This window comes from Flavobacterium sp. ACN6, assembly GCF_002304005.1.
Lineage (GTDB): Bacteria > Bacteroidota > Bacteroidia > Flavobacteriales > Flavobacteriaceae > Flavobacterium.
Genome location: NZ_MRCQ01000009.1, coordinates 18,035 through 31,804, shown reverse-complemented (window position 1 = coordinate 31,804; position 13,770 = coordinate 18,035). Strand labels below are relative to the sequence as shown.

Annotated in this window: 10 protein-coding genes; 3 read left to right on the top strand and 7 right to left on the bottom strand. The window is 33.3% G+C overall.

Annotated elements, in window-relative coordinates; all coding sequences use genetic code 11:
- Positions 1-5: 5 nt before the first annotated feature.
- Positions 6-1,397 carry a radical SAM protein gene (locus tag BSF42_RS14625; RefSeq protein WP_095953830.1) on the bottom strand — a complete coding sequence of 464 codons (1,392 nt, stop codon included), beginning with the start codon at positions 1,395-1,397 and terminating at the stop codon, positions 6-8.
- Positions 1,387-2,130, bottom strand: coding sequence for a prolipoprotein diacylglyceryl transferase (locus BSF42_RS14620; protein WP_095953829.1), 744 nt, complete (start codon positions 2,128-2,130; stop codon positions 1,387-1,389). Before BSF42_RS14620 ends, BSF42_RS14625 begins: the two co-directional genes overlap by 11 nt.
- Before the next feature lie 194 nt (positions 2,131-2,324).
- On the opposite strand from BSF42_RS14620, the gene BSF42_RS14615 reads away from it, so the two are divergent.
- A complete protein-coding gene (locus tag BSF42_RS14615; RefSeq protein WP_095953828.1) occupies positions 2,325-3,284 on the top strand; it encodes a YafY family protein in 960 nt (319 codons plus the stop codon).
- 62 nt (positions 3,285-3,346) lie between these two features.
- Here the strand turns inward: BSF42_RS14615 and BSF42_RS14610 are convergent, their stop codons facing one another.
- Positions 3,347-3,826 (bottom strand): DinB family protein, encoded by a 480-nt coding sequence (locus BSF42_RS14610; RefSeq protein ID WP_095953827.1) that lies wholly within the window; start codon positions 3,824-3,826, stop codon positions 3,347-3,349.
- A 285-nt stretch (positions 3,827-4,111) separates the two neighbouring features.
- Here BSF42_RS14610 and BSF42_RS14605 point away from each other — a divergent pair, with 285 nt between their 5' ends.
- Together BSF42_RS14605 and thiL are read left to right on the top strand one after the other, a co-directional pair.
- The gene (locus BSF42_RS14605) at positions 4,112-8,164 is read left to right on the top strand and encodes a T9SS type B sorting domain-containing protein (RefSeq protein ID WP_095953826.1); all 4,053 of its coding nucleotides are present in this window, start codon (positions 4,112-4,114) and stop codon (positions 8,162-8,164) included.
- Between the two features lie 152 nt (positions 8,165-8,316).
- The gene (thiL, locus tag BSF42_RS14600; protein ID WP_095953825.1) at positions 8,317-9,363 is read left to right on the top strand and encodes a thiamine-phosphate kinase; all 1,047 of its coding nucleotides are present in this window, start codon (positions 8,317-8,319) and stop codon (positions 9,361-9,363) included.
- A 93-nt stretch (positions 9,364-9,456) separates the two neighbouring features.
- Here thiL and BSF42_RS14595 read toward each other — a convergent pair whose 3' ends face one another.
- From BSF42_RS14595 to BSF42_RS14580, 4 genes are all read right to left on the bottom strand, one after another.
- Positions 9,457-10,155, bottom strand: a complete 699-nt coding sequence (locus BSF42_RS14595; RefSeq protein WP_095953824.1) for a response regulator — start codon at positions 10,153-10,155, stop codon at positions 9,457-9,459.
- The gene (locus tag BSF42_RS14590; protein WP_172426696.1) at positions 10,145-12,199 is read right to left on the bottom strand and encodes an ATP-binding protein; all 2,055 of its coding nucleotides are present in this window, start codon (positions 12,197-12,199) and stop codon (positions 10,145-10,147) included. Before BSF42_RS14590 ends, BSF42_RS14595 begins: the two co-directional genes overlap by 11 nt.
- Before the next feature lie 96 nt (positions 12,200-12,295).
- On the bottom strand, positions 12,296-12,535 hold the full coding sequence (locus tag BSF42_RS14585) for a hypothetical protein (RefSeq protein ID WP_095953822.1): 240 nt from the start codon (positions 12,533-12,535) through the stop codon (positions 12,296-12,298).
- Between the two features lie 176 nt (positions 12,536-12,711).
- Positions 12,712-13,530, bottom strand: coding sequence for a LytTR family DNA-binding domain-containing protein (locus BSF42_RS14580; protein ID WP_095953821.1), 819 nt, complete (start codon positions 13,528-13,530; stop codon positions 12,712-12,714).
- Positions 13,531-13,770 lie beyond the last annotated feature (240 nt).

The window sequence follows — 13,770 nt, the reverse complement described above, 5'->3', positions numbered from 1 at the left end:
ATTCTTTATGTGTTAGTTCTTAATTCTTCTAATCTTTTTACTTTATCATCTCTGTAAAACAAATTCATGGTTTCAAAAGGAATAATTTTATTATCCTTATTGACAATATGTACGCATGATTTTTTTATTGCCCTTACATCAAAATTATAGGCATCAATAAACTGCATAATAATAATTCTAAACAGATTATCGTAACCTAATTCAGGCGCATCAATATTAGGGAGACAGCATAATATCGATTTCAAGTTTTCTTGCGCTGCTTCTACAGAATTTCCGGTGCTAAACAAATCTATCATTTTACCTCGAAGCACTTCATCCTGCTCATAAATAATAGTGTTTTTACTATTATCCAATAAATCATTTGGATTAATATATCGCGTTAACGGAAAAACTTCATCTCCTAACTTCAACGCATAACCCATCACTAAAGCGTCAGGATTACAAGGAACAGGAAGTAAATCATCTGAATTGAAAACGGTAGTTTGCTCCAGAATTTTTCTTCTTACTTCTGTTAAAGTCATGCGATCGGTTTCTAAGTTAAAGTTCTCTAATCTACCCGCTATTTGAGTCGGCTGAAATGTAACGCCTCGAACGCACTTTTGCTTTAGTGCAAACTCAATAATTTTACCTATTTCATTATCGTTTAATCCTTTTTGAAGCGTAACAACCAAAGTGGTTGACAAATTAACTTCATTTAGATTTTCTAAAGCCTGTTTTCGTATTTCGCTTAAATCGGCTCCACGCAATTCTTGTAATACACTATCTTCAAAAGAATCAAACTGAAGATAGATTTCAAAATCTGGAGAATAGCTTTTTAACCTCTGAACGAATTCTTTGTCTTTTGCAATTTTAATTCCGTTTGTGTTTAGCATTAAATGCTTTATTGGAACTGATTTTGCGTAATCCAAAATTTCAAAAAATTCAGGATGTATGGTTGGTTCTCCACCGCTAATCTGCACGACATCAGGTTCTTTTTCGTTTTTAACAACCGTATCGAGCATTGCTTTTATTTCTTCAAGAGTTCGGTGTCTGCCATAACTAGGCGATGAACCAGCATAACAAGTTGGACATGTCAGATTACATCGATCTGTAACCTCAACAACTGTAAGGCAAGAATGCTGTTCATGATCTGGACATAAACCACAATCGTACGGACAGCCATAGTGCGTTTTTGTATTAAAAGTATACGGCATCTCAGATGGTTTATTGTAGTTTCGGATATTCTTATAATACTCAATATCGTCAGCAATCAAAACCTTAGAACTCCCGTGTTCTGGACATCTTTTAAGGATGTAGACATTCTCGTCTTCAAAAACAATTTTAGCATCAATTCTCTTTAAGCATTCTGGACAAAGGCTTAATGTAAAGTCATAATAAGTATATTTTCTAACTGGCATTTTTTACAAATAAATTTAAAATTGTTTTGTTATAATAGAGCAGACAAATCAAACATAAAATCTGAATCGAACTTATTCCAAAAATCAGGAAATAATTGGGTTTCAGAAATTCTACAAAAAAGCGAAATGCAAAATAGGCGATCATAAAATACTGAAATATAAGTCCGTTTTTTTTATTTCTATTTTTTAATTTCTTCAGAACAAAAAATAAAATGATCAGAAAAATTAATTCGTACAAGGCAATTGGATGCCTCATAATATTGTCGCCAAGATTCATACCCGTAAAAAAGGTCGTTTCTTTTCCATATGTAAACTCATTGGTTCCAGATAAAAAACAACCAGTTCTTCCTATAAAAATTCCCAGAATAATCGGAAAGGTAAATAAATCTCCCGATGATTCTTTTTCTCCTATCACCTTCTTAGCAATTTCAACGCTCAAAAGCCCTCCAAACAATCCCCCCATAATGGTCTTCGCATTGAAGAGGTCTAAAATCGATGTTTCATCAAGATGAAAAACAGGATTTTCCAAAAAACCCATAATTCTAGAACCTAAAAAAGCTCCAATTGCAGCTCCCAATATGATTGATAATCTGTTGGAAGAAACAATAGTATCGTTCGTTCTTTTTCTCAAAAAAACATAATATCGATATCCTAAAAAAAATGCCAGATATTCTAAAACTAAATGGATATTGATTTCATAACCAAAAATAACTGACTCAAAAGGAAGTTTCATTCTATATTCTAAAATTTAATACTATAATTCTGTAAAGATGCAAAAAAATGTTTAAATTAATTCGTCTTATAATGTAAAAGCTTTTCTAGTTTAGAACAGCTTTTTTATTTCTCTTTACTTTTTACATTTGTATCTTTGAATTAGCAAAAAAACTTAGTGCCTCAGTAACTCAGAAACTTAGAATCTTAAAAAAAATGCTCGACGAAACTCCCAAACGATTTGACCGAATTGTTGCGATTCTTATACAATTACAATCTAAAAAGATTGTAAAAGCACAAGAATTGGCAGATCGTTTCGACTGCAGTTTACGAACTATTTACAGGGATATTAGAACGCTCGAAGCATCTGGCGTTCCTATATACAGTGAAGCTGGTGTAGGCTATGCTTTAATGGATGGTTATCGACTTCCTCCTGTTATGTTTACCCGCGAAGAAGTGAGCAGCTTTATTGCGGCCGAAAAACTGATGCAGAAATTTACCGATCCTTCTTTAGGAACGCATTACACATCTGCGATGTACAAACTCAAATCGGTTTTAAGAAGTACAGACAAAGACTGGCTTTCGAACATTGAATCGAGAGTGGTTATGCAGACGGCAGAGCCAATGTTTAATGATAATTCTCCAAACACTTTAGCTGTTTTGTTTGAAAGTATTGCCGAAAAGAAGCAGATTCTTTTGACCTATAAAACTTATGATAAAGATGAAACAACGCAGCGAAATCTAGAACCTGTTGGAGTTTTTCATGACAATAATAATTGGTATTTTCTAGGTTACTGTCATTTGCGAAAAGATTATCGTCAGTTTAGAACGGATCGTATTCACCAAATTAAAAAAACAGAACTTGATTTTACAATCGAACATGATGCATTAGAAACGTATTTAAATAAAACAGAAACCTGCACGACAACTAAAGTCCGTATTTTGATTGAAAAGAAAATAGCACGCTATTTGGCAACCGAAAGAAAATATCATGGTTTTGTTTCAGAAAAAGAAATTGGCGATCAAATAGAAATGACTTTTATGTGTCGAGATATAGAAAGCGGTTTCCCGAGATGGTTTCTTATGTTTGGAGATTATGCCAAAATTCTAGAACCAGAAATACTAAAGGAAAAAGTGCTGAATCTTCTCGATATTAATAAAAAAAGACTTTTATAAAAAAACTCCCAAAGAGAATTAGATTCGATCTTTGGGAGTTTTTTTATTTATTTTTCTAAGATTTATCTTTCCCAGAAAAATGGAGGTTCGATATTTAAAGCTCTTAAATACACATAAGCCTGTCCGCGATGATGTACTTCGTTATCAATAAAATATAAAATATTCTGAATTACAGGAAATTCATATTGCCCAAAAAGATTGAATGTTTCGCTGAAATCTTCAACCGATAACTGCTCCCAGTATTTATTAATTTCTTCTGTAGCTTCATCCCATTTTTCAAGATACTGCGCTTTAAAAATCAATTTTTCTCCTCCTTCCGAAAATGCTTCAGTTTGTTTCGTTACAATTCCCTTAAGTCCTGGAACTGCAATCGCTAAAAGTTCATCAACCAATTTTGCGAAAGGACGCATCCCTCCTATTGAAAATTCGAAGAAATCTTTTTCAGGAAAAATTTCAATTAAACGACGAGTCAGGGTTCTGTGCCCTTGCCAGTGTTTTAACAAATCTTCTGAAGTAATAACTTGTGCTTCTAATGTTTTCATGGTTTTAAAGTTTAAATATTTTTAATACTTCAAAAGTAAGTTGGGCTGGTGACAACAGTTTGTCAGCAGGAAAAAATAATTTTATAATATTTTATTATTCATTCTTTAACCGTAACTAAATTCTACATTCTCTCCACCCATTTATCTATATATTTTACATTTTAACAAAATTAAATTTATAATTCATTTTTATTCAAAAAGCGAAATAAAATCATAAAATACTGACAATCAAAACGCTAAAAAGAAATAATTTCGTAACTTTAAGATTACAGCAAATAATGAATTATGAAATTTCTTCTATTTCTACTTTTATTATTTTATTCGGCAATATCTTCAGCACAAGGAATTATAGTCGACACAACATCTTTGGACATACCTGAACTGATACGTTCGGAGTTGATGCAGAATGGCTGTTCTAACGAAAGTAATTTCAAATTCTCGTCACATCAGGGTATCGGTAAATTCACAAACACCAATCCAAACTTTCCGATTTCTAGCGGCATCATTATACGAAATGGAATCGCCAAATATACTGAAGGATCATACAGCGGCAACAACGAAAGCAGTCAATTGAATAATGCTGCTGATAGTGATCTGCAGGTTATCAGTGATAATAACGGACAAGTTGTACCCGTTACAGACGTCAGTTTTATTCAATTTGATTTTACACCATTATCAAGCAATTTTAGCTTTGATTTTCTTTTTGCTTCGAATGAATATGGTGAATTTCAATGTGGATTCAGTGATGTTTTTGCTTTCATATTGACAGATTTAACAACGGGAATTTCAACAAATCTTGCTGTACTCCCAGGAACAAATACGCCTGTTTCGGTTAAGAACATTAGAGATCAACAATATAATTCGTCTTGTTTATCAGCCAATGCTACTTTATTTGATCGTTATAATGTTGCGAATCCATCGCAGTCGCCTATCAATATGAGAGGAGAAACCAAAGTTTTAACTGCTGCTTCAACGGTAATTCCAAACAGAACTTATCGTATAAAACTGGCTATTGGCGATTATAACGACAGCAATTATGATTCGGCAGTTTTCATAAAAGGAGGCAGTTTTATGACCACTATGGATTTAGGCCCCGACAGAACCATTTGCCAAGGCGAAAAAATCACCCTTAAATCTGATCTTGTTGGTAATTTCAGTTATGTATGGACGTTAAATGGAGCGGTCATTCCAAATGAAACCACTAATTCTTTGACAGTCGATAAAGCGGGAACTTACGGAGTTACAGCAACACTTTCCGGCTGTGTGGTTAAAGACGAAGTTGTAATTCAAGAACTGGTTATTACATCTCCCAAAAACTTAACTGCCTGTTACAGCACAACTGGCATTTATCAATATGATTTAACTCAAAATAATGTAACTGCATTAGGGATCGATCCAACTAAATATGCTGTTTATTATTTTGATTCCTTAGCTTCAGCCAATGCAAATGGCCCCATGATACCCGAAAATCAATTAACATCTTATACAAGTTCCGGAAACCAAACCATATATATAAAAGTGGTGCCTGTTTATGATAAAACCTTTTTTTGTGACAATTTAATTTCATTTAATTTATTGATAACTAATCCCATCAATGTTGTAAAACCACCAGACTTAACTGCTTGTAATATTTCTAACAATGTATCCGTTGATTTAACTGTTCAGGAAACCATTATACTAAATGGATTAAATTCGTCAGAATATAAAATCAGATACTACAACAGCGAAATAGATGCCAACAGTGCCAGAAATAATATTTCTGATCCGAAGGCATTTATTACCTCTTTTTCACAATCGCCTCAAACAATTTGGGTAAGGGTTGAAAATGTCTCGAGTTCGTCTTGTTATACTACAGTTAATTTCAATGTCATAATAAATTCACTGCCGCCAGTAGATATTATTCCGAATGTTATTGCCTGCAATAGCTATACATTGCCTCCAATTACAAATGGCGAATACCATACAGGACCAAATGGAACAGGAACTAAACTAAATGCTGGAGATGTTATCACTAAAGGCGGTGTTTATTATATTTTCAAAGCACCAACAACAAACAACTGTACTAACGAGACCAGCTTTAATGTAATCCTGATTTACGAAATTGGTTTTAAAAAAGAGACCTGCGGTCAATATATCATTCCAACCGTGCCCGTAGGCGGTTTCTTTACCCAGTCTGGAGGGCAAGGAAATTCAATTCCCGCTGGAACAGTATTTACAACCAGTGAGACTATTTATTATTATGCCGTGATAAATGGAGCGGTGTGTCGTGACATAGCCGTACCCTTTACAGTTTATCCTTTACCAGCGGTAGATAAACCTGCCAATGTAGTAACCTGCGATTCGTACACATTACCAACTTTGGCAAACGGAAATTATTTTACATTATCTGGAGGTCTAGGGCGAGCCCTGAATGCGGGAGACAGGATAACTTCGAGTCAGACCGTATATATTTTTGCCAATGACGGAAGATGTACCAATGAAAATTCTTTTAAAATTGACATTGTAAATTCTCCAATTTTTGTTCCGATTTCAAGATGCGGCAGTTTTACTTTGCCTCCCATTGCTATTGGCGGCTACTATGAAAGTCCAGGTGGTCAGGGAAAAAATATTCCAGCAGGAACTGTTATCACCAATTCGCAAACCATATATTATTATGCAGCAACTACAACTGCACCCAATTGTACCGAAAATCTAAAATATGAAATTACTATAAAGCCGCTGCCATTGGTAGATACGCCCGCGAATAGACTGGAATGTGCACGATATGTTTTAACTCCATTAACAAATGGTAACTATTTTACAAGAACCAACGGTGGAGGAACACGACTAAAAGCAGGCGACATCATTACCTCGACACAAACTATTTATGTCTTTTCTGTAGGGCCGGAATGTACAAATGAGCATAGTTTTACTGTCGAAATCAGACCTCTTCCTCTGGTTGACAGTTTTACAGATGTAGTAACCTGCAACGATTTCAAACTTCCAAAACTTAAAAATGGAAAATATTACACCGCTGCAGGAGGCCCAAAAGGTTCAGGAACTCAGCTTCCCGAAGGAACAATTATCAATACAACACAAACCATTTATATTTATAATGAATGGGCCGATTTTACTTCCTGCAGCAATGAAACCTTTTTTAAAGTTAATTACAACGGAATAGATGTTGGAAACTTTAGTAATATAAATGTCTGCGACAGTTATACTTTGCCACCGTTAAAATTGGGTAATTATTTTGCACAACCAGGAGGAAAAGGTCCCGTTATTGCAGCTGGAACCATATTAAAAACCTCGCAGACCATTTATGTTTATGCTGTTGTGGGCACACGTCTAACCTGCGGTAGTGAAAAGAGTTTTTCAGTTACCATTTCCCCAACTCCTGTATTAGCAAGCACTCCTGATGTTGCTATTTGCGAAAGTTATACTTTGCCTCCTTTAGCCGTCGGTAATTATTTTAGTGAAGCCAACGCAGCCGGAACTCAATATGCAGCAGGGCAGAAAATAAGTGCCAGCCAGAAAATGTATATCTACGCAGCCGCGGCTACAAATTCAAGCTGTTTTGCTCAGGATGATTTTTACATTACTATTTATCCTTTAAAAAATTTCGCTATACCAAACGGAGTCATTTGTGTCGATTATCAAACAGGAAACCTACAGCATTCAGCACAATTGAATTCAGGCATTAATTCACCAGATTATACTGTCGAGTGGTATTTTAACGAAAGTAAAGTGGGCACAGGGCCAATTTATACCGCTATTAAGGAAGGAATTTATACTGTTGTGCCCGTGAAAAACGTACCAGATATTGGTAACGACTGCGGTTATAATCCAGCTACTGTAACTGTCGAAAAATCGAGTCCGGCAATTGCAACCGTAACTGTGTCTGATGAATTCGAAGATAATATTGATATTATTGTAAACCTGTCTAATGGTTTCGGAACCTATGAATATCAGCTGGATGATGGCGATTTTCAAACCAGCAATATATTCAAGAATGTTGACTCTGGAGAACATGCTATTACAATAAGAGATATAAAAGCCAATTGTGATAATTTTATTTTATTTGCCAAAGTGCTGAAGTACCCAAAATTTTTCACTCCAAACAACGATGGTTACAATGACACTTGGAATATCCCCGATCTGGCTTATCAACCTGATGCTGTCATCACTATTTACGATCGTTATGGCAAATTACTAAAAATGATTAAGCCTTCTGGTGCTGGCTGGGATGGTAATTTCGATGGAAGTCCGCTTCCTTCTTCCGACTACTGGTTTCGGGTTACTTATACCCAAAACGGCATAATTCAGGAATTCAGATCTCATTTTAGCATGAAACGATAATTATTTGTAAATACTGTGCAAAGACGCACTGCAATGTGTCTCTAAAAAATAAACGTCTAAAAAAAATTAAAATCTTAGCATCTCAGAATCTTAGCATCTTTAAAAAAAACCTTTGTACCTTTGCACCTTAAAAACCTTTGCACCTTAAAAAAATGATTGAAGATAAAAATCAACAAAGAACTAGTTTAGCGCAATTGGGCGAATTTGGCTTAATTGAACATTTAACCAAAAATTTTGATGTTACTCAAGAATCAACATTAAAAAGTATTGGTGATGATGCTGCTGTTCTTGATTTTAAAGATAAAAAAGTAGTAGTTTCTACTGATTTATTAATAGAAGGAGTTCATTTTGATTTGGCTTATATGCCTTTAAAGCATTTAGGATATAAATCTGTTGTGGTAAATATATCTGATATTTGCGCCATGAATGCAAGACCGACACAAATTACAGTTTCGGTAGCGGTTTCAAATCGTTTTCCTCTTGAAGCTTTAGAAGAATTGTTTGATGGAATTACGCATGCTGCAAAAGAATATAAAGTTGACGTAATTGGCGGTGACACAACCTCATCTCAAAAAGGTTTAATTATCAGCATAACTGCAATTGGAGAAGCAGACGAAGATGAATTGGTTTACCGAAATGGAGCCAAACAAACCGACTTATTAGTTGTAACGGGTGATCTTGGTGCGGCTTATATGGGACTGCAGGTTTTGGAGCGCGAAAAACAAGTTTTCCAAGTTAATCCAAATAATCAGCCCGATTTAGATCTGTATACTTATTTAGTAGAACGCCAGTTAAAACCTGAGGCAAGAAAAGATGTTCGAACTTTACTTCATGCTTTAGATATTAAACCAACTGCAATGATTGATATTTCAGACGGACTTTCATCTGAGATTATTCATATCTGTAAGCAGTCAAAAGTAGGTTGTAATTTATACGAAGATAAACTTCCATTGGATCCGCAATTTATTTCGACTTGCGAAGAATTTAATATCGACAGTACAACTGTTGCCATAAATGGAGGCGAGGATTATGAACTTTTATTTACAATTGACATTAATGATTTTGACAAAATAAAAGGAAACCCAAATTTCTCCGTTATCGGTCACATGGCCGAAGAAAATGAAGGAATTCATCTTGTAACTCGTGCCAACACAAAAATTGCTTTAAAAGCACGTGGATGGGATGCTTTGACAGAATAAATTTTTTTTGAAAATTCTAAATAAAAAAATTCCAAATTCTAATAGCGATTAACGTATTGGAATTTGGAATTTTCATTTTTGGGATTTCATTTTTTAAAAAAGCCCTTTACTTTTGGCTTCTTTAAGCAAATCTTCGTCAGAACCGCTTCTAATTTTTAGCAGTTCTTTCAGGTGTTTCTTTCTTTTTTCAATTGCATTTAAGGAAATTGGAATATTTTGAAGCATCTCACTGCCCGCTATCCCTTTTGATAAATGAACTAATATCTGTTTATCATATTGATCTATTTCAATTGCATTGTGCGTAGATTGGTTCAGCATCTTAACTACAGAATGACTGTAATATTTTTCGCTTTTCATTACTTTATCAAAAGCCAGAAGCAGTTCTTCAAAAGTCAGGTCATTTTTAATGATCAAACCATTTGGCTGAATCGTTCTGATTATTGTTTTTATTTTTAGAAGTTCTGTATACATAGTAAGCAGAACGATCTTGCAAGAAGGCATTTTTACTGAAAGTAATTTCGCCAGATCTTCACCCGAAAAAATCTCTTTTTCTTCGTACGGAGGCATACTGATATCTAAAAAAGCAATATCAAATACAGGTGTGTTGTCATTTTCAATTATATCATAAGCAGATCTGCAATCATGAGCTTGTGAAATAAAAAATTCATATTGTTTTGGCTTATAACGAATTATCGCATTTTTATACCCTTCAATAATAAATGGATGATCATCTACTATCAGAATATTCTTTTTAACTAATTGCGGAACTGGAGCTGTTAAATCAAAGTTCATTATTTTGCAGGTTATTATTGGGATCTATTGGGATTTTTATAATGAGGATTGTCCCCTCATCTTTGGCAGATTTTATAGTAACTGTACCCTTACATTCTGCTGCTCTATATTCAATATTATGCAAACCAATTCCGTTTTTGGTTCTGCTGGTATTAAATCCTATTCCGTCATCTTCGATAGTCAGGATCAAAATATCATCTTCATTTTTAAACTCCACTTTAATAATATCTGCTTGTGCATATTTATTACAGTTTTGAAGTCCTTCTTGAATAATCCGATATAAATTGATCTTGACAATATTACTAATTAATTCCCATTTAACATCAGGATCAAAAGAAGTAATTAATTTTGAACTATATGTATTTCTTTGGTCTTCAAATAGTTTTCCAAGAATAACAATAAAATTATTAATCAATTCCGATTTTTCTCTATTTAAATCGTGAGAAATTTCACGAATATCCTGTTCAATACTTTTAAGCTCGGCTAAATACTTTTTCCTTTTAGAAGCTGCTTCGGCTTCATCAACCTTATCCAGACTGTCCAAACTAATTCTAATACCAAACATTCGTCCCAAAACTCCATCATGCAAGTCTTGCGCAACTTTTTTCTTTTCCTTGATCCTTGTTAGTTCAATTTCATTTTGCTGTGAAATCATCATATTGTAGATGTCTTCATTTGCAATCTGCTGCTGTTGTTTAAAAAGAAGCTCACGATTTTTTGCCTGCTGGGTTTTATAAACATAAAAAAACAATCCGAGCAATGTACAAATACTAAAAACATAAACCAAAGTTTTATTTTTTTCCTGAAGATTGGAATTTTGATCTTTTATTTCGTTGGTTTCGTACTCGATTCGAGAGAATTTTTCTCCCATTTTACGTTCTGCTTTGAGCATTTTATCATTCAATTGAATGTACTCTTTTGAATATTTTGATGCGTTTTCAGGATCAACAATCGCAATTTGCTTTAAAGCCCCTAGAGTATTATTTAATTTTCCAGAAGAGCGAGAAACTAATAAAGCCTGCTTTGCAAATTGCATCGCTTTAAAAGTGTCTTTCTTAGAAGCATAATATTCAGATAATCGAATTTGATTAGAAATCATCGCTGCCCTTAACCCTAAACTATCTCGAATTTTTAAAGATCTGTAAAAGTCATCTGGAAGACCATCTGTCTTTCCAGATTTAAATTTAGCGTACCCTAAGTTATCCAATAACATTGCATACAAGATGGTCTTTTCTTTAAATAGATTTTTCTCAGCTAATCCTCTTTCAAAGTAAACTATAGCTTTTTTATAATCACCTTTATTTATATAAATGAAACCAATATTATTTAATGACGTCGCTTTTAATTGAAGGTCTGTTGGAATTGATTTATCTTTTAATGTACTAAGTGCTTTGTTTTGATATTCTAAAGCTTTATTAAATTCTTCTTTCTCATTATAAAGAATTCCAAGCAGATTATAGCATTCATAAAGTTTATCATTTACATTATTTTCACTCTTCAATATTTCTAAAGCTTTGAATACCCCGATTTCACTTTCAAAAAAATCACCTTCGTTAAACTGTAAGTTGGCTTTACTTATTAGCGTTTTCGCCAAATTAAGATCATCATTAATTTGTGTATAAATTTTTTGAGCCTTAAAATAATGCCTATAAGCACTATCTGAAATCGCTGCTGAGCTATAATAATCTCCTAAATATGAATAAGCTTTAGCCGAACTTGCTGAATCTTTTCCTGTTATAGAGCTCTCTAAAGCTAATTGTGATATATCGCGATATGATTTAAAATCATTCATATTATAATATCTATTAGCAATCTTAAAGAGATTGACCCTGTAAAGAGAATCATTTTCCTGACCGTTAACAATCGAAAATGCTTTTTTTGCATTTTGTTGTTTAAGATCATAACTCAAATTGATATCATTAGCCAAATCTAAATAGGTAATAAGGCTATCTTTAGAAGAAGATAGATTATCTGAAGTTTTTTTCTTGGTACAGGCAGAAACAAACAACAATACAAACAATACTATTAGGTATTTTCTTTTCAATAGAAGTTGTGAATTTTACCAAAAATACTAAAACTAAAGACATAAAAAAAGGCTGCCAAAATTTGACAGCCTAAATATTTGAATTTTTTCTTCTAATTAATCTACTTTTCTGCTTCCGCCTAAAGATTGATTAACATCAGAAAAATTATTACTTTTAATTTCAATTTTATTTTCTGTTGCATGGAAATCTTGTTTTCTACCACCACCAGCACTAGAACCTCCAGGAGGAACAATACTTAAATTTTCACTAGAAGTATTTGGAGTTGTAGGATTTGCAAAAGAAGTTGCAACCATTACTAAAGATAATAATCCGAATGTCAAAGCTGTTTTTTTCATGACCTGAGGTTTTTAATGTTTGTTTATTTTTTTGGAGAATGATTCGCTGTTTGCTGCGTTTCATGGTGTAAAACTAATACGGAGATCCACAAAAATTTATACAAAAAATTGAGTTTATGGTAGATCATACCCAATTGATAGTCAATGGATAGCAAATCGAGGTAAACATCTGGTTTTTAGATTTCTAAGTAATTTCCTGCAGCAAAATCGGCAATTATCAAATCGACATTTGCTTTATAGGTTTTAGAAAATGGAATCTTTTTGGATGAGTTTTTTATGTAACAGATTGAGTTTCCGCTGTGAATTCTAGAAATATAATTTCGATTAATTACATAACTATTGTGAATCCGAATAAAAGGATAGGTCAAAACACTCTCAAAATGCTTTAACGTTTTAAATGCTGTGATCATTTCACCCGTATTTAAATAAATATCGGTCGAATTATTATCAGCTTGAAAGTAACAAATATCTGCGGCGTTTAAATAGCGATAATCACCGTATGATTTTATACAGATTGTTAATGGTTTTTCGACATTTTGAGGAATTGTCACATTATTTACATTATCAATCACGATAGAAGTTGGTTCTTCTTTAAATGGTACCGTTTTAGACTCTAAATTAGCTTTTTTAAGCTTCAAAACGGTTTTTAGAAGATCAATATGTGCAATTGGTTTTAAAAGATAATCAAAGACGTTATATTGAATTGCGTCAAAAGCTTTATCTTTTTTATTTGTAGTAATAATTATTTTGGGAATCTCCTGAAAAAAGCGGTGCAATTCGCTGATAAAAGTCAGAGACAACTGACTCGATAAATCTTTTGGCTCTATTTCGAGAAAAATTAAGACCGGCTTGTGCTCTAAAACTAAATTTAAACCATCTTGAAAATTTGATGCCGATGCTGTAAAAGATAATTCTGAAAAACCTGCAGCGGTTGTTTTGGTCTTCAAAATACTTTCAGCATCATCATCAATTATAATATACGAATACTTCTTCAATTTTTGGTTTTGTTGCTTTTTCTCACTTTACAATCATAATCAAAAAAATGACTCAATTTGACCGAATGCGAAAAAATTTAGTTTGGCATTTATCCGCATTTAAAAATACGGATTTTAGATTTTTAAATATTTCATTGTTAACACATTACATTAAAATGTTGATACAAAATGATGAAATGCAAAAAACATCGATAAAATACCCGTTTTTAAAAATCAAAAATCCCAAACTCCTTTACGGAA